The sequence below is a fragment of the Neisseria sp. LACPHL-SPEC-2024-00856 genome, assembly GCF_047915665.1.
GTDB classification, from domain to species: Bacteria; Pseudomonadota; Gammaproteobacteria; order Burkholderiales; family Neisseriaceae; genus Neisseria; species Neisseria polysaccharea.
The window spans coordinates 15690-36875 of record NZ_JBLRPR010000005.1 but is presented as its reverse complement, the minus strand read 5'-3'; the positions used below and the strand labels follow the sequence as shown (position 1 = coordinate 36875).

The following is a 21186-nucleotide window of genomic DNA, read 5'->3' as shown; positions in this document are numbered from 1 at the left end:
GGGGTACATTTACAATATTTACGGCAAACGAGAGAGAAAAATCATGCAACTGCATATCTTAAATAATCCGAAAGATGCCGCTTTGGCGGCGGACGCGGAATTTCTGAAACAATCCCTGTTCAACCTCCTGCACGAAGAAGCCTCGCCATTGGTTGTCGAAACGGTCAAACTCTTGTCCACTTCTGACGACAGCGCGGCACTGATTGAGAAGGTTTTGCCGCAACTGGACGAACAGCAAACCTACGATCTGACGCTTGCCTGCGGGCTGTTCGCACAAATTTTGAACATCGCCGAAGACGTGCACCACGAACGCCGCCGCCAAATCCACGAAGAAGCCAGACACAGCGGCGCGGAAGGCAGCCTGACGGAAACCGTCCGCAGGCTCAAAGCGGGGAAAACCGACGGCAAAACGGTGCAGCGGCAGTTGGACAATACGTCCGTTACCGCCGTTTTGACCGCGCACCCGACCGAAGTACAACGCCAGACCGTCTTGAATTTCAACCGCCGCATCCGCGCGCTGCTGCCGCAACGCGAACGCTGCACCAATGCCGATGCGCTGGCACGGCTGCGCCGCGAAATCGACACCGTGCTTTTGGGCTTGTGGCAGACCAGCGAAACGCGCCGCCACAAACTCAGCGTCAACGACGAAATCAACAACGGCGTGTCCATCTTCCCGATGAGCTTTTTTGAAGCCCTGCCCAAGCTCTACCGCAAGATGGAACACGACTTTCAGACGGCCTATCCCGGCGTCCGCGTTCCGGACATCCTCAAAATCGGCGGCTGGATCGGCGGCGATCGCGACGGCAATCCGTTTGTTTCTGCCGAAACCCTGCGTTTTGCGTTCAGACGGCATGCCGATGCCGTGTTCCGCTTCTATCGCGGCGAACTCGACAAACTCTACCGCGAGTTGCCGCTCTCCATCCGCCGCGTCAAAGTCAACGGCGATGTGATGGCGTTGTCCGACAAATCGCCTGATGAAGAAATCGCCCGCACTGAAGAACCCTACCGCCGCGCCATCGCCTACATCATGGCGCGCGCCTTGGGCAAAGCACGCGCGCTTGGTTTGGGCATGGGCTGCAAATTTGGCTTTCTCGAGCCTTATGCTTCGGCCCAAGAATTTCTCGATGATTTGAAAAAATTGCAACGTTCCCTTATCGACAACGGCAGCCGCCTGCTTGCCGAAGGCCGTTTGGCAGACCTCATCCGTTCCGTGTCCGTGTTTGGCTTCCACATGATGCCGCTCGACCTGCGCCAACACGCAGGCAAACACGCCGATGTGGTTGCCGAGCTTTTCCAACACGCAGGCTTGGAAGACTACAACAGCCTGAATGAAGAGCAAAAACAAGCCGCCCTGTTGCGCGAATTGAGCCATCAACGTCCACTGTACAGTCCGTTCATCACATACAGCGACCATACTCGCCACGAACTGGCGATTTTCAACGAAGCGCGCAAAATCAAAGACGAATTCGGCGAAGATGCCGTTACGCAAAGCATTATTTCCAACTGCGAACAACCCAGCGACCTGCTCGCCTTGGCATTGCTGCTGAAAGAAAGCGGCCTGTTGGCGGTGGAAAACGGCAAACCGCACAGCCGCATCAATATTGTGCCTCTGTTTGAAACCATCGAAGCGTTGGAAAACGCCTGTCCGGTCATGGAAACCATGTTCCGCCTCGACTGGTACGATGCCCTGCTCGAAAGCCGCGGCAATATCCAAGAAATCATGCTGGGCTATTCCGACTCCAACAAGGACGGCGGCTACGTTACCAGCTCATGGTGTCTGTATCAGGCCGAGTTGGGCTTGGTCGAACTCTTCAAAAAATACGATGTCCGCATGCGCTTGTTCCACGGTCGCGGCGGCAGCGTAGGTCGCGGCGGCGGCCCGTCTTACCAAGCCATTCTCGCCCAACCGGCAGGCAGCGTGGCCGGACAAATCCGCATCACCGAGCAAGGCGAAGTCATCACCGCCAAATACGCCGACCCCAGCAACGCTGTGCGCAACCTCGAAACCTTGGTTGCCGCCACTTTGGAAGCCAGTATCCTGCCGGATAAAAAAGACCCTGATGCCAAACTGATGCAGGATTTGTCGGACGTATCGTTCAAATACTACCGCGAGCTGATTACCCACCCCGACTTCATCGACTACTTCCTGCAAACCAGCCCGATTCAGGAAATCGCCACCCTCAACCTCGGCAGCCGCCCCGCCAGCCGCAAAACCTTGGCGCGGATTCAGGACTTGCGCGCGATACCGTGGGTATTCTCTTGGATGCAGAACCGGCTGATGCTGCCCGCGTGGTACGGCTTCGGCAGCGCGGTGGAAACCTTGTGCGAAGGCAAACCAGAAACTCTCGCCGCCCTGCGTGAACACGCTCAAAACAACCCATTCTTCCAAGCCATGCTCTCCAACATGGAACAAGTGATGGCGAAAACCGACATCACCCTGGCGGAAAACTATGCCGGCTTGAGCGAATCGCCCGATAAGGCAAAAATCATCTTCGGAATGATTAAGGAAGAATACCGGCGCAGCCGCAAAGCCCTGCTCGACCTGCTGCAAACCGAAGAACTTTTGCGCGACAACCGCAGCCTCGCCCGTTCGCTCGCCTTGAGGATTCCCTACCTGAACGCCCTCAACGGACTGCAAGTCGCCATGCTCAAACGCCTGCGCAAAGAGCCTGACAATCCGCACGCGCTGCTGATGGTCCACCTGACCATCAACGGCGTAGCGCAAGGTTTGCGCAATACAGGCTGATAGTGCCGTATCGGGGCAAAATGCCGTCTGAACGCCTTTCAGACGGCATTTCCCTGACCGCACTTGCAGAGAAACACCGATTGTTTTAAAGTGAACGGCAGTGATATGTTGAAAGACGACCAATGAAAATTACCGTTATCGGCGCAGGTTCGTGGGGTACGGCGCTTGCCCTGCATTTTTCCCAACACGGCAACCGCGTATCCCTGTGGACGCGCAACGCAGACCAAGTCCGCCAAATGCAGGAAGCGCGTGAAAACAAACGCGGACTGCCCGGCTTTTTCTTTCCCGAAACGCTGGAAGTGTGTGCGGATTTGGCAGACGCGCTCAAAGACAGCGGACTTGTCCTTATTGTAACCTCCGTTGCCGGATTGAGAAGCAGCGCAGAGCTGCTCAAACAGTACGGCGCGGGACACCTCCCCGTCCTCGCCGCCTGCAAAGGATTCGAGCAGGATACAGGGCTGCTGACCTTTCAAGTATTGAAAGAAGTATTGCCCGACAATAAAAAAATCGGCGTACTTTCCGGTCCGAGTTTTGCACAGGAACTCGCCAAACAACTGCCCTGCGCCGTCGTCCTCGCCTCCGAAAACCAAGAGTGGATTGAAGAACTCGTACCGCAGCTCAACACGACCGTCATGAGGCTTTACGGCAGTACCGACGTTATCGGCGTGGCGGTTGGCGGCGCGGTAAAAAATGTTATGGCGATTGCCACCGGATTGTCCGACGGTCTAGAGTACGGGCTTAACGCCCGCGCCGCACTGGTTACGCGCGGATTAGCTGAAATCACCCGCCTTGCCTCCGCAATGGGCGCACAGCCCAAAACCATGATGGGACTGGCTGGCATCGGCGACCTCATTCTCACCTGCACCGGCGCACTTTCGCGCAACCGCCGCGTCGGCTTGGGGTTGGCAGAAGGCAAGGAACTGCATCAGGTGCTGGTCGAAATCGGGCACGTTTCCGAAGGGGTCAGCACCATAGAAGAAGTCTTCAATACTGCCTGTAAGTACCAAATCGACATGCCGATTACCCAAACCCTGCTGCAACTCATCCGCAAAGAAATGACCCCTCAGCAGGTCGTCGAAAGGCTGATGGAACGCAGCGCGCGTTTCGAATAAACAACAAACAGATGCCGTCTGAAGCCTTCAGACGGCATACGGACAGGTAAGGTTATGAAACAAAATATCGAAAAACTCGAAAGCAGCGTTTATACGCTGGTACAAAAATTCGAAACCCTCGTCAGCGAAAACCGCCGCCTCAAAGAAACCGTCGCCGAACTCAAACGGGCGCACGAGCGGCAAAAACTCGAACACGAAACCGCCGTCGACGAACTCAGCGAAGCCCTGCTCGTCCAAGTCGGCAAACTCAAAGAAGACCTGCAAAACAAAATCGACAGCCTGACAGAAGAAAATGCACGATACCGCAGCCTGCTCGAACAGAGCAGGGAAAAAATCAGCGCACTGGCAGCGCGCCTCCCCCAACGGCAGGAAACGCAGCAATAAGGATTAAAGGATGAACATCGAACAAGTCCACATCGAAGTCATGCACGCCCGGTTGACCGTCAACACGCCGGCAGAAGAAAAAGACACACTGTTGCAGGCAGTCGGAATGCTCAACGGCAAAGCCGAAGCCATCCGCGAAGGCGGACGCGTCGCGGACAGCGAAAAAATCGTCATTATGGCCGCGCTCAACGTCGTCCACGACCTGTTGAAAACCTCCCTGAACGGCGGCGATTTGGCAATCGGCGATTTTGCGCGTAAAATAACCGATATGGACAACGCCTGCCAAAAAGCACTATCCCGCTTGGCGCAGGAATAACCTCTTTTTCCCTGCGGTGTCCGCGAAGGCATATATTCCTTTGAACCAATAAGTTCGCTTAAGGTTGTCGGGAGCTGTAGTGGGCGCGAGCGTCCTTTTGCGGACGCACCCGAAACTACCCGAGGCAGCCGCCTTGTCAGCAAGGTTCAAGCGGATTCGGCCGAAACGGCTCTCGCGGGGATTCCCATTCAAAACCGCATCGCAACGATGCGGTTTTTCACATTGGCCGCCGCCCCGCCTGAAAAAGCAGTATGCAGTCTGCCGAAATCCGGAAAATCCTTCCGTAACGCGGTAATGCGATTGACAAAATCGAATCCTGTCTTTAAAATTTACAACTTTCTATATCTATCTGGATTTCCACTATGAAAACCTTTTCAGCGAAACCCCACGAGGTGAAGCGCGAATGGTTCGTCATCGATGCCCAAGACAAAGTCTTGGGTCGCGTTGCAGCCGAAGTCGCCAGCCGTTTGCGTGGCAAACACAAACCTGAATACACGCCCCACGTCGATACCGGCGATTATATCATCGTCATCAATGCGGACAAACTGCGTGTAACCGGTGCCAAATTCGAAGACAAAAAATACTTCCGCCACTCCGGTTTCCCGGGCGGTATCTACGAACGCACTTTCCGCGAAATGCAAGAGCAATTCCCGGGTCGCGCTTTGGAACAAGCCGTAAAAGGCATGTTGCCCAAAGGTCCCTTGGGTTACGCCATGATTAAAAAACTGAAAGTGTACGCTGGTGCAGAACATGCCCATGCCGCACAACAACCCAAAGTTTTGGAATTGAAATAAGGACGCGACATGAACGGTAAATACTACTACGGCACAGGCCGCCGCAAAAGTTCAGTGGCTCGTGTATTCCTGACTAAAGGTACAGGTCAAATCATCGTAAACGGCCGCCCCGTTGACGAATTCTTCGCACGCGAAACCAGCCGAATGGTTGTTCGCCAACCCTTGGTTCTGACTGAAAACACAGAATCGTTCGACATCAAAGTCAATGTTGTTGGCGGTGGTGAAACCGGTCAATCCGGCGCAATCCGCCACGGCATTACCCGTGCCCTGATCGACTTCGATGCCGCGTTGAAACCCGCCTTGTCTCAAGCCGGTTTCGTTACTCGTGATGCACGCGAAGTCGAACGTAAAAAACCGGGTCTGCGCAAAGCACGCCGTGCAAAACAATTCTCCAAACGTTAATGTTGGAAATTCAAAAAACCCTGCTTATTGCAGGGTTTTTTATTTGTAGCAGACAGTTTCCCATTGGCAATTTAAAGATTGCAGATTGGGCAAAAATCAAAAACAGCACCAGTATCGACTACACGGACGAACTGACCGCCAGGGATGGCTGTTGCTGGAGAGGACATCGTATTTCTACTTTGTAAAATAACTTTTAATTCATTTGGAGTTATTGAAAAAATAGAATGGCTACTTCAACTAGCTTATAAAAATGGCAATCTATTAGGGTTAGCATAGGTGTCACCGCCGCCGTTCAAGCTGATCATCAGTAAAGGAACAGTTTCCTAGTTTTTAGCTAACCTGTATTACATAAATGGGGAGAATATCTTAAATAACCAAGCATCCTTAATCATAATTTAGAGAAATTATTTTTTCAGAGTCTAACTCTTTTAATACGATTAACTTATTAACTTTATCTATTTCCCAGTCTGATATTATATCGGTAGATACTGAATTCTCTCTTGTTAAGTTTTTATCTGTAATAATTGCACCCAACTCATGAATAATACAAATTTTTTGATTATCCAATAAATAAATATCAAAAACTATTCCATCTATATTTAGCATGTTAACTTTTGAATTTTGTATAGAAATATAAAAAACGACTGAATCAAATCCGATAAAAATATTTTTATCATCAAGTATTAATACTTTTGGGGGAATACTTATGCAGGAAACAGCTAATCCAATACCTATATTGAATTCTTTATAAAAAGAAAGAATAAAACATCGATAAATCTCTTTTCCTCCCTCTTGTAGAATAATATATTTTTGATAGGTGTTTATTAAATAGTCTTCTAACTCTCTTATGGAGTTATAAGGATATTTCGTTAATCTCATTATTTTGTTCCATGCCTAAAACGTCCTGTTGGTCCATATATTTCACCCGTTATGAGTCTGTTCCCATCTCATATAGTTTCAAGTTTAACAACCCCTTGAGGCCATGTTAAAAGAGTTTTTCTAATAACTATTCCGTTTTCTTAAATATAAAAAATAGAAAAACCGCATGGGTATGGTTTGAACAAGGGAAATCAGACTGGTTCCAACTCACTTAATCCGGGCAAGTCCGCGAAGCCGCGTTCACGTATGATTTGGCAAAAGTTGTTCAGATAACTTTTATCTGTGTCTTCAGTGCGGATGGCGGCATACAGTTTGCTTTGCAGTCCGTCGTCGGTAATCTGCCGGTGAACGACATAGCCTTTTTCAAGGTAGGGCATAACGGTCCAGTAAGGAAGGGCGGCGATTCCCCTTCGGCTGGCAACCAGTTGGATAATGGCAATGGTCAGTTCGCTGTGTCGGCGTGGCGGGTTGATGTTTTTCGGAATCAAGATTTTTTTGGGCAAATCCAGCATTTCATCGGGAACGGGATAGGTAATCAGGGTTTCCCCGATAAAGTCTTCCGCCGTCCAAACGTTTTTGGCGGCAAGCGGATGGTCCGGTGCGCAAATGCCGACCATTTCGTAGGCAAACAGCGGTTGGAAAGAAATACCGTTTTGTTTTTCCGCTTCGGAAACAATGGCAAGATCGGCGCGGTGTTGCAGCAGCAGTCCGATAGGGTCTGCTTGGAATCCCGATACGATATCCAATTCGATTTGGGGCCATATCGGGCGGAATTCACCCATCGCGGGCATGAGCCAGTCGAAACAGGTATGGCATTCGACGGCAATCCGCAATTCTCCTGCCTCTCCTTCTATAATACGTGCCAAATCACGTTCTGCATCGGTAACTTGCGGCAACAGGTCGTGAGCGAGGCGTAACAGCCTTTCTCCAACCGGGGTAAAGCGCAAAGGTGTGGATTTTCGTTCGAACAACGGTGCGCCGTAGTGGTTTTCAAGCATACGGATTTGGTGGGAAAGTGCCGATTGGGTAAGGAAAACCCGTTTGGCGGCAAGGGAGACGCTGCCGGTTTCTTCAAGTGCCAGCAGGGTCTTGAGGTGGCGCAGTTCGATGATGGAATCCATGAGGTTTCAGACGGCATATTGAACAGACGCATATTAAAATAATTCATATGCGGGTGCAAATCGGAAAAATGTGAACTCCGGACATTTTGCGATTAGAATGCCCGCTTGTTTAAAGCGATTAGGAAAAAAGATGGTATTGCGCAGGGATTTTCTGACTTGGTGTAATGAAACATTGCAGACAGCATTGTTTAAAGATTATGCCCCCAACGGTTTGCAGATTGAAGGAAAAGAGTATATCGGTAAGATTGCCACATCGGTAACTGCAAGCAAAGCGGCAATTGATTTTGCCGCGGATCAGAAGGCAGATTTGCTTCTGGTTCACCACGGCATGTTTTGGAAAAACGAGTTGCCGACCATTACCGGTTGGAAAAAAGAACGGATTGCCGCGTTATTGAATAATGATATCAATATGGCGGCTTACCATTTACCGCTGGATGCGCATCCTGAATTAGGAAATAACGCCCAACTCGCTGAAAAACTCGGTTTTACAGTCGAAAGGCGTTTTGGCGAACAAAACCTGCTTAACTCAGGAAGCCTGAAACAAGTCAAGACACTTGGTGCATTGGCTGTCCATATTGAAGCAGTTTTGCAGAGGAAGCCGGTCGTTATCGGCGATTTGAACCGTGAAATCAGAAAGGTTGCATGGTGCAGCGGGGGGGCGCAGGGGTTTTTTCAGACGGCAATAGACGAAGGTGTCGATTTATATTTGACGGGGGAAATCTCTGAAGCCCAATACCACCTTGCCAATGAAACGGGTACGGCTTTTGTTTCTGCAGGGCATCATGCGACGGAACGTTACGGCATACAGGCATTGGCGGAGGCGGCGGCAGGAGTGTTCGGATTGGAAGTGTGTCATTTTGATGAAGGCAATCCGGCTTGATTATTGAGAAATATCATAAAACTTTACCTTATTTTAAATAATGCTTTGAGTATCACTGCAAACTGGGTAAAATTGCAATGTTTAATGGCTCGGTATTCCCAAAATATTAGGACGACTGAATAATGGATAATCAAGAAATCAATAACGGCCGCCGCCGTTTCCTGACACTTGCGACCTGCGGCGCAGGCGGAGTGGCAGCATTGGGTGTGGCAACGCCGTTTGTGGCCAGTTTTTTCCCTTCGGAAAAAGCTAAGGCCGCCGGTGCTGCCGTCGAAGTGGATGTCAGCAAAATCGAAGCGGGTCAGATGTTGACTGCTGAGTGGCAAGGCAAACCGATTTGGGTGGTCAACCGTACGGATCAACAGCTTAAAGACCTGAAAAGCCTCAACGGCGAACTTACTGATCCCAATTCCGATGTGGAACAACAGCCGGAATACGCTAAAAACGAGACACGTTCGATTAAACCGAACATTCTCGTTGCCATCGGTATCTGCACTCACTTGGGCTGTTCTCCGACCTACCGTCCCGACATTGCACCTGCCGATTTGGGTGCGGGCTGGAAGGGCGGCTTTTTCTGCCCCTGCCACGGTTCGAAATTCGACATTGCAGGTAGGGTGTATAAAGGTGTTCCTGCGCCGACCAACTTGGTCGTACCGCCTTACAAATATCTGAGCGATACTACCATCTTGGTGGGTGAAGACTGAGAATAAGGAACGATAATTATGGCAAACCAAACCAATAGCAAAGCAAAAGCATTGTTAGGCTGGATGGACGCTCGTTTCCCCCTGTCTAAGATGTGGAATGAGCATTTGGCTCAATACTACGCACCAAAGAACTTCAACTTCTGGTATTACTTCGGCTCTTTAGCCTTGCTTGTCCTTGTGATTCAAATCGTCAGCGGTATTTTCCTGACTATGAACTACAAACCGGACGGCAACCTTAACGCCTACCATCTGCCTGCTGCCTTTACCGCAGTAGAGTACATCATGCGCGACGTGTCTGGCGGTTGGATTATCCGCTACATGCATTCCACCGGCGCATCTTTCTTTTTCATTGTTGTTTATCTGCACATGTTCCGTGGTTTGATTTACGGTTCGTACAAAAAACCCCGTGAGTTGGTGTGGATTTTCGGTTCTCTGATTTTCTTGGCATTGATGGCGGAAGCCTTTATGGGCTACCTGTTGCCTTGGGGTCAAATGTCCTTCTGGGGTGCGCAGGTAATTATTAACCTGTTCTCCGCCATCCCTGTTATCGGTCCTGATTTGTCCACTTGGATCCGCGGCGACTTCAACGTTTCCGATGTTACCCTAAACCGCTTCTTCGCCCTGCACGTTATCGCAGTACCTCTGGTATTGCTCGGCTTGGTTGTGGCGCACATTATCGCCCTGCACGAAGTGGGTTCTAACAACCCTGACGGCGTTGAAATCAAGAAAAACAAAGACGAAAACGGTATTCCACGCGATGGTATCCCATTCCATCCTTACTACACCGTTAAAGACATCTTGGGTGTTGTTGTATTCCTGATTGTCTTCTGTTCCGTGTTGTTCTTTGCACCTGAAGGCGGCGGCTACTTCTTGGAAGCGCCAAACTTCGATGCAGCAAATGCGCTGAAAACACCTCCGCACATTGCACCGGTATGGTACTTCACTCCGTTCTACGCCATTTTGCGTGCGATTCCCTCGTTCTTGGGAACACAGGTATGGGGTGTAATCGGTATGGGTGCGGCAGTTGTACTGATTGCCCTGTTGCCTTGGCTGGATAGGGGCGAGGTGAAATCCGTCCGTTACCGCGGTCCGATTTTCAAAACCGCATTGGTCTTGTTCATCATTGCCTTTATCGGTTTGGGTATTTTGGGTGCGATGGTGGCAACTGATACGCGTACTTTGGTTGCGCGCATCCTGTCCTTCGTCTATTTTGCATTCTTCTTGGGTATGCCGTTCTATACCAAACTGGATACCAACAAACCGGTTCCCGAACGTGTAACCATGAGTACCGCCAAACAGAAAATCATGTTTTTTGTTTATGTAGGCATTACGGCGGTTTGTGCATATCTGTTTGCAACCAACATCTGATGAGGGCAGTTAAAATGAAACAAGTTATGAAAAACTGGTTTACTGCCTTACTGTTGGCAGTACCCATGAGTGCGGCATTTGCTTCGGGCGGTCATGCACACTATGAGAAAGTCGATATCGATTTGCGCGACCAAGTAAGCTTGCAGCGCGGCGCACAAATCTTTACCAACTACTGTCTGTCATGTCACTCGGCAAGCGGTATGCGTTTCAACCGTTTGAAAGACATCGGTTTGACTGACGAAGAAATCAAGAAAAACCTGATGTTTACCACCGATAATGTCGGCGATGTGATGCATGCTGCAATGGATCCTAAAGATGCGGCAAAATGGTTTGGTGCTGCTCCGCCCGATTTGACGTTGATTGCGCGTTCTAAAGGTGCAGACTACCTTTACGCCTATATGCGCGGATTCTATAAGGATCCTACGCGTCCGAGCGGCTGGAACAATACCGTATTTGATAAAGTCGGTATGCCTCACCCGCTGTGGGAGCAACAAGGTGTTCAAGCCGTTGAGTTGGATGCCAAAGGTCAGCCGGTTATGGTAAAAGACGAACACGGCGAGATGAAGCCTAAGCTGTATTGGGAATCTACCGGTCTGCACAGCCGTCGCCTGCCGAACGGCAAAGTGATCCAAAAAGAGTACGACGCATATGTACGCGATTTGGTGAACTATCTTGTGTACATGGGCGAGCCTGCACAACTGCAACGCAAACGTATAGGCTATGTCGTGATGATTTTCTTATTGGCGGTTATGCTGCCTTTGGCGTATTTCCTGAAAAAAGAATATTGGAAAGACGTACACTAAGCGTTTGGAACAAAAGGGCAAATCCTTTAGGATTTGCCCTTTTTGCATGCTTCGGCCCTTTTGGAAAATCAGCACCCGTATGCCGTCTGAACATAGCTGCAACATTTCAGACGGCATCATTCTAAAAATGTCAGACATCGGGAACTTAATTAGGGTTTGTGGCAGATTGATATTGAATTAGGAAAAGGTCTGAAACCGCAAGCAGCATGGTAAGGCGATGTCGAACAGGTTTAAAGCCAATCCGCTATATTTTTTGGAGCTATGTCGAACAAACAGGTAGAATCGGAATAAGCGGCGGTTTTGTCCGGTGTGAAAATGTTTGAATATTAGGATGATTTATGGAGCTGATGACTGTGTTGCTATTGCTGGCGGCTTTGCTGTCAGGCGTGTTGTTTACATGGTTGCTGATGAAGAGCCGGTTTCAAGGTGTATTAGCCGTATTGAACGCGCAATTGGCGGAAAAGGCGGCAAGATGTGATTTTGTTGAACAGGCACACGCAGAAATTGCATCGGAATTGGCCGTTTTGGATGGGAAATACGAGCATTTGCAAGACGAAAATTATGTTTTGGGCAACCGTTTTTCCGCAGCCGAAAAGCAGATTGCTTATTTGCAGGAAAAAGAGGCGGAATCGGTTCGGCTGAAGCAGTCGTATATCGATTTGCAGGAAAAGGCGCAGGGTTTGGCGGTTGAAAACGAACGTTTGGCAACCCAGCTCGGACAGGAGCGGAAGGCGTTTGCCGATCAATATGCGCTGGAACGCCAAATCCGCCAAAGAGTCGAAACCGATTTGGAAGAAAGCCGCCAAACTCTCCGCGACGTGCAAAACGACCTTTCCGATGTGGGCAACCGTTTTGCCGCAGCCGAAAAACAGATTGCCCATTTGCAGGAAAAAGAGGCAGAAGCGGAGCGGTTGAGGCAGTCGCATATCGATTTGCAGGAAAAGGCACAGGGTTTGGCGGTTGAAAACGAACGTTTGGCAACGCAAATCGAACAGGAACGCCTTGCTTCTGAAGAGAAGCTGTCCTTACTGGGCGAAGCGCGCAAGAGCTTGAGCGATCAGTTTCAAAATCTTGCCAACACGATTTTGGAAGAAAAAAGTCGCCGTTTTACCGAGCAGAACCGAGAGCAGCTCCATCAGGTTTTGAACCCGTTAAACGAACGCATCCACGGTTTCGGCGAGTTGGTCAAGCAAACCTATGATAAAGAATCGCGCGAGCGGCTGACGTTGGAAAACGAATTGAAACGGCTTCAAGGATTGAATGCGCAGCTGCACAGCGAGGCAAAGGCCCTGACCAACGCGCTGACCGGTACGCAGAACAAGGTTCAGGGCAATTGGGGCGAGATGATTCTGGAAACGGTTTTGGAAAATTCCGGCCTTCAGAAAGGGCGGGAATATGTGGTTCAGGCGGCATCTGTCCGAAAAGAGGAAGACGGCGGCACGCGCCGCCTCCAGCCCGACGTTTTGGTCAACCTGCCCGATAACAAGCAGATTGTGATTGATTCCAAGGTTTCGCTGACAGCTTATGTGCGCTACACGCAGGCGGAGGATGCGGATGCGGCGGCACGCGAACTGGTGGCACACGTTGCCAGCATACGCGCGCATATGAAAGGCTTGTCGCTGAAAGATTACACCGATTTGGAAGGTGTGAACACATTGGATTTCGTCTTTATGTTTATACCTGTCGAACCAGCCTACCTGCTGGCGTTGCAGCATGACGCGGGCTTGTTTCAAGAGTGTTTCGACAAACGGATTATGCTGGTCGGCCCCAGTACGCTGCTGGCAACTTTGAGGACGGTGGCGAATATTTGGCGCAACGAACAGCAAAATCAGAACGCACTGGCGATTGCGGATGAAGGCGGCAAGCTGTATGACAAGTTTGTCGGTTTCGCCCAAACGCTCGAAAGCGTCGGTAAAAGCATCGATCAGGCGCAAAGCAGCTTTCAGACGGCATTTAAGCAGCTTGCCGAGGGGCGCGGGAATCTGGTCGGACGCGCCGAGAAATTGCGTCTGTTGGGGGTGAAGGCAAACAAGCAGCTTGCACGAGATTTGACCGAACGTGCCAATGAAACAACGTCGTTGTCGGAATCTTTGGAATATGCGGCAGAAGATGAAGCAGTCTGACTTGTGCGGAAAAATATTGTTTCAGCAGGGGCGGGAATGCCGAAAGTGCGGCGTAACTGTACCGGTTCTGATTTGGGGTTTGTTTGAAGTACTTACCAAAGCCTTGTCTGGCGAGGTACACCGGCAAGGCAGCGGTTGTCTGAGCCTTTTGTGTTTCAGACGGCATCAGTGCAGATGATGCCGTCTGAAGACCGTAGGGAAGGCGGTTAGAAAAACGGATTGTGCCGCTTTTCGTGTCCGATGGAAGTCATACGCCCGTGTCCGGCGACAACTTGCACGGTTTCGGGGAGGGCGAATAATTTGTTGCGGATATTATTGATTAAGTCGGTGTGGTTGCCGCGCGGAAAATCGGTTCTGCCTATGGTTTCGTAAAACAGCACGTCGCCCGCAATCAGCAATTCCGCCTCGGCGCAATAAAAGACGACATGTCCTGGCGTATGGCCCGGAATATGCAGCACTTGAAAGGCATAGCGTCCGACCGTGAGCGTTTCGCCTTCTTCGAGCCAACGGTTCGGCGAAAATGCGGGCGAGACGGGAAATCCGTATTGCGCGGTGGTTTGCGGCAGCGATTGGAGCAGGAATTCATCTTCGCGGTGCGGCCCGAGGACGGGGACTTTATGCGTTTTCAGCATCTCGACCACGCCGCCCGCGTGATCGAGATGGCCGTGCGTCAGCCAGATTGCCGTGAGCGTGAGTTTGCGGTTTGCCAACTCTTGCAGCAGGAACGGTACGTCGCCGCCGACATCGGTCAGGACGGCTTCGCCGCTTTCGTCGTCCCAAATCAGGGTGCAGTTTTGGCGGAAGGGGGTAATGGAGAGGATTTCGTAACGTAGGGTCATGGCGTGTTCCTAAACGGTTTTCAGACGGCATCGGGTTTGCCGTTTGTTTTATGGCGGTTTGCCGCCTGTTTTGATATTGGGGGAATCAGGTGATTAAGAAGATAATCGGCGGCATCATACCGATTTTTACGGCGGTTTTCATCCCTGCATCGGCAGGCGCGGCGGATTTGATGCTGGCGCAGGAATACAAAGGGCAGGACATTGCCGGCTGGGCGATGAGCGAGAAACTCGACGGCGTGCGCGCGTATTGGGACGGAAAGCACCTGATGAGCCGTCAGGGCTATGCGTTTACGCCCCCCAAAGGCTTTACCGCGCAGTTTCCGCCTTATCCTTTGGACGGCGAATTGTATAGCGGACGCGGTCAGTTTGAGCAGATTTCCGCCGCCGTGCGTTCGTCTTCCGGCGATTGGCGCGGTATCCGCCTGCACGTTTTCGACGTACCCAAGGCGCAGGGCAACCTCTACCAACGTTTGGCAGTCGCAACGCAATGGCTGAAAACGCATCCGAACGCGCAGATTACCATCATCCCGCAAATCAAAGTGCGCGACCGGCAGCACGCGATGGATTTTTTGAAACAAATTGAAGCGCAGGGCGGCGAAGGCGTGATGCTGCGCCAGCCCGAATCCCGTTACAGCGGTGGCAGGAGCAGCCAATTATTGAAGCTGAAAAGCCAATACGACGATGAATGCACGGTAACGCGGCACTATGAGGGCAAAGGGCGAAACGCCGGACGGTTGGGCGCGGTCGGCTGCAAAAACCGGCACGGCGAATTCCGCATTGGCAGCGGCTTCAAAGATAAAGACCGCGACAACCCACCCAAAATCGGTACGCTGATTACCTACCGCTACCGTGGCTTTACGCAGAAAGGTACGCCGAAATTCGCCACGTTTGTGCGCGTGCGTACCGACCGCTGAGCAGGACGGTTCGGACGGCAGCCGATACTTTGGTTTATAATTTTCCTTTTACCGACCGATTCCGACATATGACCGATTTGGAAACCAAACGCCTTGAAACACAGGCGATGCTTGAAAACGCCGAGCTTTTGTTCGACCAAGGGCAATGCCGTGCCGCGCTGCAAAAAGTGGCGGACGAGATTACGCACGATTTGGGGGATAAATATCCGTTGCTGCTGCCCGTGATGGGCGGCGCGGTGGTGTTTACGGGGCAGTTGCTGCCGCTGTTGCGCTTTCCGTTGGACTTTGATTATGTTCACGTTTCCCGTTACGGCGACAAGCTGGAGGGCGGCGCGTTCAACTGGAAACGTATACCCGATGCGGAACAAATCCGAGGCAGGCATGTGGTTGTGTTGGACGATATTCTGGACGAAGGGCATACGATGTCCGCCATTCAAGCCAAACTTTTGGAAATGGGTGCGGCAAGCTGCCGTTCGGCGGTGTTCGCCAACAAGCTGATCGACAAACCCAAGCCTATCCGAGCCGATTATGTCGGACTGGATGTGCCGAACCGTTATGTTTTCGGTTACGGCATGGATGCGGCAGGCTGCTGGCGCAATCTGGGCGAGATTTACGCACTGAACGGCAAATAGGCAGGCATGCCGTCTGAATGTTTTTCAGACGGCATAACGTTTATACGGCAGGTTGGCAGAAGAATTATAAACAGGACGCATATACACCATGATAGGGCTTTTAATCGTTACACACGAAACCATAGGCGAAGCCTACCGCAAGCTGGCACATCATTTTTTCCCAAGCGGGATGCCTGAAAACGTCCGCATACTCGGTGTGCAGCCGACGGAAGACCAAGACGACATCATCAACAACGCCATTGCCGCGCTTCAGGAATTTCCCGACAACGACGGCGTGCTGATTATGACCGATATTTTCGGTGCGACCCCCTGCAATGCGGCCCGCCGCCTTGTACGCGAAAATAAATCGGCCATTCTGACCGGCCTGAATGCGCCGATGATGATTAAGGCCGTCCAATATTCGCCGACGGCGGAAGACCTTGCCGCATTTACCGAATGCGTCAGAGAGGCGGCGGTAAAGGGCATTTTCGCCATCACGTCCGCGCCCGAAGATTTGGTGTGCCGGCGCAGCGGCGATGCCGTCTGAAGAAGCGGCAGGGTAGGAAAATATTTTAAACGGCATCTGCTGCCGATATACATAAAACGGGAATCGAAATGCTCAAACAATCCATCGAAATCATCAACAAACTCGGACTTCACGCCCGCGCGTCCAGCAAATTCACCCAAACCGCGTCTCAGTTTCAAAGCGAAGTCTGGGTAACGAAAAACGGCAGCCGCGTCAACGGTAAAAGCATTATGGGGCTGATGATGCTCGCCGCCGCCAAAGGCACCGTCATCGAGCTGGAAACCGACGGCTTGGACGAAGCCGCCGCCATGAAGGCATTGACCGACTTAATCAACGACTACTTCGGCGAGGGCGAATAATGAGTATCGTGCTGCACGGTGTCGCCGCGGGCAAAGGCATCGCCATCGGACAAGCCCACCTGATTACGCGCGGCACGGCTGAAGTGCCGCAATACGACGTTTCAGACGAGCTCATCGACACCGAAGCCGCCCGTTTCGATGCCGCCATCAAAGCCACGCGCAAAGAGTTGGAACAGCTGCGCAGCGCGATTCCCGAAAACGCCCCGACCGAATTGGGCGCGTTTATTTCGCTGCACCTGATGCTGCTGACCGATGTAACCTTGTCGCGCGAACCCGTTGATATTTTAAAAGAACAAAAAATCAACGCCGAATGGGCATTGAAGCAGCAGAGCGACAAACTTGCCGCTCAGTTTGACGGCATAGGCGATGCCTATTTGCGCGAACGCAAGCAGGATATGTTGCAAGTCGTCCAGCGCATCCACAACAACCTGGTTGGGCAGGGCAACGATTTAAATGTTGCCGACAACCTGTTTGACGAAACCGTGCTGATTGCGCACGACCTTTCGCCTGCCGATACGGTTTTGTTCAGGGAGCAGCGGATTGCCGCTTTTGTAACCGATGTCGGCGGTCCGACCAGTCATACGGCGATTTTGGGCAGGAGTTTGGATATTCCCTCCGTCATCGGGCTGCACAACGCGCGCAAACTGATTACCGAAGGCGAAACAGTCATCGTGGACGGTATCAACGGCGTATTGATTATTTCGCCGGATGAGTCGGTGTTGAACGAATACCGTCGCCGTGCCCGCGAATACCGCAGCCACAAACGCGAGTTGAACAAGCTCAAAAAGACCGCCGCCGCCACCGCCGACGGGGTCTGCATCGAGCTTGTGGGCAATATAGAATCCGCCGAAGACGTGAAACCGCTGCACAACCTCGGCGCAGACGGCATCGGGCTGTTCCGCAGCGAGTTTCTTTACCTCAACCGCGATACGATGCCGTCTGAAGACGAGCAGTACGAAGTGTACAGCGCGATTGTCAAAAAAATGAAGGGCAAAAGCGTTACCATCCGAATCGTTGATTTAGGCGTGGATAAAAATCCGCGCTGGTTCGGGAAAAACAGCACGCCCAACGGCAGCCTCAACCCCGCGCTGGGCATGACCGGCATCCGCCTGTGCCTTGCCGAACCGGTCATGTTCCGCACCCAGATGCGCGCCATCCTCCGTGCGGCGGTACATGGTCCCGTCCGCATGATGTGGCCGATGATTACCTCTGTATCCGAAGTGCGCCAGTGCCTCATCCACCTCGATACCGCGCAACGCCAGCTTGCCGAACGCGGTGAAGCCTTCGGCGATGTCGGTGTCGGCTGTATGATTGAAATCCCCTCGGCCGCGTTGACTGTCGGCAGCATTTTGAAACTGGTCGATTTTATTTCCATCGGTACCAACGACCTGATTCAATATATCTTGTCCGTTGACCGCAGCGACGACAGCGTCGGACACCTCTACCGCCCGGGCCATCCCGCCGTGTTGAAAATGCTGCAACACGTCATCCGTACCGCCAACCGTATGGAAAAAGACGTGTCCGTGTGCGGCGAAATGGCGGGCGACACGGCGTTTACCCGCGTTTTATTGGGTATGGGGCTGCGCTGTTTTTCGATGAATCCAAACAACATCCTGCCCGTCAAAAACATCATCCTGAACAGCAATATCGCACAGCTCGAAAACGATATTGCCAAAATCGTCCGCTGTGAGGACGAGGAAAAGGCGGAAAAGCTGATCAAACAGATGAACAGCGCGCCGGCAGGGGAGGAAGCCGAAGCTAAAGTGCGGAAATAAATATTGTTGACAATGGAAAAAGATTGCAGTCAAATAACGCCCTTAGAAAAAATATAGCTGCTTTGGTAAAAAAATGCCGTCTGAAAGGTTTTTCAGACGGCATTTTGTTTTTAAGGAAGCATCAACGGAAACGGACGATTTCCTTGTCTTCGATATGGATGCGTACCGTATCGTTTCCCGATATTTCACCGGCGTGCAGCATATCGAGGTTCAGCCACAGGATGCCGTGTTCCGGATGGAGGACGGACAGGCTGAACGATTCGGGCAAACAGGTACGGGATAATACGCGGCACTCCATGCCGTCTTGGTCGAAACGCACCGCATGTTGCGGAATATGGCGGTCATCGTCGGTATTGGGCAAACCCATCAGTCGGGCGACCTGCACGCCGGCAGGCGTTTGACCCAAGGTTTCGGGCGTACCGCATTGAAGGATTTTCCCCTCGTGCATGACGGCGATTTCGTCCGCCGCCGTGCAGGCCTCTTCGGGCGAATGCGTTACCAAAACGGCAGGGATGCCGCCCTTGCGGATGCGTTCGGCAGTCATGCGGCGCAGCGTGCCGCGCAAATGCGTGTCCAAACTGGAAAACGATTCGTCCAACAGCAGCAGGGAAGGGCGGACAACCAAAGCGCGCGCCAGTGCCAACCGTTGTTTCTCGCCTCCGGAAAGTTTTTCAGGCTTGCGGTGCACCTCGTTTTCCAGTCCGACTTCGGCAAGTGCCGCCATGGCAAGGCGTTCGGCTTCGGCTTTCGGCATTTTTTGCATTTTCAAACCGAATGCCGCATTTTCCAGCGCACTCATATGGGGAAACAGCGCGTAATCTTGAAACATCAGCGAAATACGGCGTTTTTCGGGCGGCATACGGGTAATGTTTTCCCCGTTCAGCTGAATTTCGCCGCCGTCCGGCCGGACGATGCCCGCAATCATATTCAGCAGGGTGGATTTTCCGCAGCCCGACCGCCCCAGTACGGCGAGTATTTTGCCGCGCCCGACAGTCAGGCAGATGTTGTCGGCAACCGTTTTGCCGCCGAAGCGTTTGCAGAGTCCGTTCAGTTCAAGCATGGCGCATCCTATAAACGTATGCCGTCCAGCCACTCGGACAGCGGATGGGCGGCATCAATCAGACCGTAACGGCAAAACGCGTCCAGCGTAACCAGTTGCGCGTCGTGCATCATGTTTCCCGACAACATGGTGGCAACCAAGCTGCCGATGTCCATTTTTTCAAAACACGCAACCTCGCCGTCCTGATTTTCAGGCAGGAAGGTTTCGGGTAGGACGGCATCGAATACATACAGGATTTCATTGTGCACACCCCGGCTGACGGGGCGCAGGCTGTGCAGCCGGGATACCGGACGGATAAACGGAAACAGCGTTTTATCCAAACCGGCTTCTTCGCTGCTTTCGCGGCACACGGCTTCAGACGGCATTTCGCCGCCGGAAACACCGCCGGCGGCAGTATTGTCGAGTTTGTCGGGATCGACTGCTTTGTGCGGACTGCGCCTGCCTATCCAGAAATGCCATCGGCCGTCCGATTCGGTCAGACCGTTGAGATGGACGGCGCGGCTGAGCAGTCCGAACGGACGGAAAGCGGCGCGTTCGAGCGCGAACAAGGGATTGCTGCCGCCGTCGGTCAGGTCGAAACACTCGTCGCGCCAGCCGTGAAGCAGTCCCGCTTCTTTCCATATTCGGGCGAGGTGCTGCAAGCGTCTGCCCATATCTGGCCAGCCGTCCGCATTCAGGAAAATGCCGTCTGAAGACTCCGAGCAGCCTGCCTCCCAGTCTTTTTTGACGCGCTCCGCCCATTCCGGCGACAGATTGCCCAAAGGCAGGCCGTTCAGATACAGCGTTTTCCAGCAACTTTCTGCACCGTAACTTGCTTTTGCCCACTCGAACAGGGCATCAAGGTCGTGTTTGCTGACGGATTCGGTAAAACGGACGGTCGGCATGGTTGGCTTTCTTGAAGACAATGCGGAAGATTGTAGCCAAACTGCCTGAATTTGCAACCGCAAACAGACGGCGGGCTGCCGTTCCGATATTGCGGCAGGAAGGAAAATCCGGCAAAAAACGGAGGCGGCAGGAAACAGGAAACAGGCAAAACAAAACCCCTCGGCATTGAACCGAGGGGTTTGATATTTGGTTGCGGGAGCAGGATTCGAACCTACGACCTTCGGGTTATGAGCCCGACGAGCTACCATGCTGCTCCATCCCGCGTCAGAAGATGAAACTATACGGCAGATTTTTTATGTTGTCAAACATTACTTCCGCGAAAAATCATAAAATTTTGCCGTCCGGCGGTTTATGCCTGATTTGAAATATCATTTTCTTTACAAAAGTTCATGTTCGTGATTTAATTTTGGTTAACATCGAAACAGGGGTGCTGCCTGATGTTCAGGCGGCTGAGAAATACCCTTTACACCCGATCGGGATAATACCTGCGTGGGGAGTTTTCACGGATTCTGTCTTTCAGACAGCATTGGTTTTCAAATGCCGTCTGAAAACGCAAAACGCTCCTGTTTCTTTATTCTAAACGAG

Annotated in this window: 21 protein-coding genes, 1 tRNA gene, 1 other RNA gene and 1 riboswitch; of the genes, 17 read left to right on the top strand and 6 right to left on the bottom strand. The window is 51.9% G+C overall.

Annotation, left to right across the window (positions count from 1 at the left end):
* The first annotated feature begins 43 nt into the window (after window positions 1–43).
* The 7 genes from ppc (at window position 44) to rpsI (ending at window position 5754) form a co-directional block, all read left to right on the top strand.
* Window positions 44–2746 (top strand): phosphoenolpyruvate carboxylase, encoded by a 2703-nt coding sequence (gene ppc / locus ACNAU7_RS05895; protein ID WP_416301453.1) that lies wholly within the window; start codon window positions 44–46, stop codon window positions 2744–2746.
* Window positions 2747–2868: 122 nt separating this feature from the next.
* On the top strand, window positions 2869–3858 hold the full coding sequence (locus ACNAU7_RS05890; protein WP_416301451.1) for an NAD(P)H-dependent glycerol-3-phosphate dehydrogenase: 990 nt from the start codon (window positions 2869–2871) through the stop codon (window positions 3856–3858).
* 54 nt (window positions 3859–3912) lie between these two features.
* Window positions 3913–4242, top strand: a complete 330-nt coding sequence (locus tag ACNAU7_RS05885; protein ID WP_003708894.1) for a hypothetical protein — start codon at window positions 3913–3915, stop codon at window positions 4240–4242.
* Between the two features lie 10 nt (window positions 4243–4252).
* Window positions 4253–4558 (top strand): cell division protein ZapA, encoded by a 306-nt coding sequence (locus ACNAU7_RS05880; RefSeq protein WP_013448331.1) that lies wholly within the window; start codon window positions 4253–4255, stop codon window positions 4556–4558.
* 5 nt (window positions 4559–4563) lie between these two features.
* Window positions 4564–4743: non-coding RNA, 6S RNA (gene ssrS / locus ACNAU7_RS05875), on the top strand.
* A 177-nt stretch (window positions 4744–4920) separates the two neighbouring features.
* Window positions 4921–5352 carry a 50S ribosomal protein L13 gene (rplM, locus tag ACNAU7_RS05870; RefSeq protein ID WP_002215010.1) on the top strand — a complete coding sequence of 144 codons (432 nt, stop codon included), beginning with the start codon at window positions 4921–4923 and terminating at the stop codon, window positions 5350–5352.
* A 9-nt stretch (window positions 5353–5361) separates the two neighbouring features.
* Complete coding sequence (gene rpsI / locus ACNAU7_RS05865) at window positions 5362–5754, top strand: 30S ribosomal protein S9 (protein ID WP_003677242.1); 393 nt, start codon at window positions 5362–5364, stop codon at window positions 5752–5754.
* Window positions 5755–6138: 384 nt separating this feature from the next.
* Here rpsI and ACNAU7_RS05860 read toward each other — a convergent pair whose 3' ends face one another.
* On the bottom strand, window positions 6139–6633 hold the full coding sequence (locus ACNAU7_RS05860; RefSeq protein WP_416301445.1) for a hypothetical protein: 495 nt from the start codon (window positions 6631–6633) through the stop codon (window positions 6139–6141).
* 191 nt (window positions 6634–6824) lie between these two features.
* Window positions 6825–7754, bottom strand: a complete 930-nt coding sequence (locus ACNAU7_RS05855) for a LysR family transcriptional regulator (protein WP_003677243.1) — start codon at window positions 7752–7754, stop codon at window positions 6825–6827.
* Window positions 7755–7884: 130 nt separating this feature from the next.
* Between ACNAU7_RS05855 and ACNAU7_RS05850 the strand changes: the two genes are divergently transcribed.
* The 5 genes from ACNAU7_RS05850 to rmuC all read left to right on the top strand — a co-directional run bounded on the left by ACNAU7_RS05850 (window position 7885) and on the right by rmuC (window position 13632).
* Window positions 7885–8634, top strand: a complete 750-nt coding sequence (locus ACNAU7_RS05850) for a Nif3-like dinuclear metal center hexameric protein (protein ID WP_416301442.1) — start codon at window positions 7885–7887, stop codon at window positions 8632–8634.
* Between the two features lie 122 nt (window positions 8635–8756).
* Window positions 8757–9338, top strand: a complete 582-nt coding sequence (petA, locus tag ACNAU7_RS05845; RefSeq protein WP_003752780.1) for a ubiquinol-cytochrome c reductase iron-sulfur subunit — start codon at window positions 8757–8759, stop codon at window positions 9336–9338.
* A gap of 18 nt (window positions 9339–9356) precedes the next feature.
* Window positions 9357–10706: a cytochrome b gene (locus tag ACNAU7_RS05840; RefSeq protein WP_107863866.1), complete on the top strand. Its 1350-nt coding sequence runs from the start codon at window positions 9357–9359 to the stop codon at window positions 10704–10706.
* A gap of 14 nt (window positions 10707–10720) precedes the next feature.
* A complete protein-coding gene (locus tag ACNAU7_RS05835; protein ID WP_416301439.1) occupies window positions 10721–11509 on the top strand; it encodes a cytochrome c1 in 789 nt (262 codons plus the stop codon).
* A 338-nt stretch (window positions 11510–11847) separates the two neighbouring features.
* Window positions 11848–13632, top strand: a complete 1785-nt coding sequence (gene rmuC, locus ACNAU7_RS05830; RefSeq protein ID WP_308032074.1) for a DNA recombination protein RmuC — start codon at window positions 11848–11850, stop codon at window positions 13630–13632.
* Window positions 13633–13838: 206 nt separating this feature from the next.
* Here the strand turns inward: rmuC and ACNAU7_RS05825 are convergent, their stop codons facing one another.
* Entirely contained in the window at window positions 13839–14471 is a 633-nt protein-coding gene (locus ACNAU7_RS05825) for an MBL fold metallo-hydrolase (RefSeq protein WP_416301437.1), read from the bottom strand.
* Between the two features lie 89 nt (window positions 14472–14560).
* Between ACNAU7_RS05825 and ACNAU7_RS05820 the strand changes: the two genes are divergently transcribed.
* From ACNAU7_RS05820 to ptsP, 5 genes are all read left to right on the top strand, one after another.
* Window positions 14561–15385: a DNA ligase gene (locus tag ACNAU7_RS05820; protein ID WP_416301435.1), complete on the top strand. Its 825-nt coding sequence runs from the start codon at window positions 14561–14563 to the stop codon at window positions 15383–15385.
* Window positions 15386–15453: 68 nt separating this feature from the next.
* Complete coding sequence (locus tag ACNAU7_RS05815) at window positions 15454–16017, top strand: hypoxanthine-guanine phosphoribosyltransferase (RefSeq protein WP_416301433.1); 564 nt, start codon at window positions 15454–15456, stop codon at window positions 16015–16017.
* Window positions 16018–16105: 88 nt separating this feature from the next.
* On the top strand, window positions 16106–16543 hold the full coding sequence (locus tag ACNAU7_RS05810) for a PTS sugar transporter subunit IIA (RefSeq protein WP_308076252.1): 438 nt from the start codon (window positions 16106–16108) through the stop codon (window positions 16541–16543).
* Window positions 16544–16611: 68 nt separating this feature from the next.
* The gene (locus ACNAU7_RS05805; RefSeq protein WP_003677272.1) at window positions 16612–16881 is read left to right on the top strand and encodes an HPr family phosphocarrier protein; all 270 of its coding nucleotides are present in this window, start codon (window positions 16612–16614) and stop codon (window positions 16879–16881) included.
* Window positions 16881–18656 carry a phosphoenolpyruvate--protein phosphotransferase gene (ptsP, locus tag ACNAU7_RS05800; RefSeq protein ID WP_416301430.1) on the top strand — a complete coding sequence of 592 codons (1776 nt, stop codon included), beginning with the start codon at window positions 16881–16883 and terminating at the stop codon, window positions 18654–18656. Before ACNAU7_RS05805 ends, ptsP begins: the two co-directional genes overlap by 1 nt.
* Before the next feature lie 121 nt (window positions 18657–18777).
* Here ptsP and ACNAU7_RS05795 read toward each other — a convergent pair whose 3' ends face one another.
* From ACNAU7_RS05795 to ACNAU7_RS05785, 3 genes are all read right to left on the bottom strand, one after another.
* Window positions 18778–19716 (bottom strand): ABC transporter ATP-binding protein, encoded by a 939-nt coding sequence (locus ACNAU7_RS05795; RefSeq protein ID WP_416301428.1) that lies wholly within the window; start codon window positions 19714–19716, stop codon window positions 18778–18780.
* Between the two features lie 8 nt (window positions 19717–19724).
* Window positions 19725–20600, bottom strand: coding sequence for an NUDIX hydrolase (locus ACNAU7_RS05790; protein ID WP_096111497.1), 876 nt, complete (start codon window positions 20598–20600; stop codon window positions 19725–19727).
* A 188-nt stretch (window positions 20601–20788) separates the two neighbouring features.
* Window positions 20789–20865: transfer RNA gene (locus ACNAU7_RS05785), tRNA-Met, on the bottom strand.
* Window positions 20866–21014: 149 nt separating this feature from the next.
* Window positions 21015–21114, top strand: a riboswitch (TPP riboswitch).
* Window positions 21115–21186: the final 72 nt, after the last annotated feature.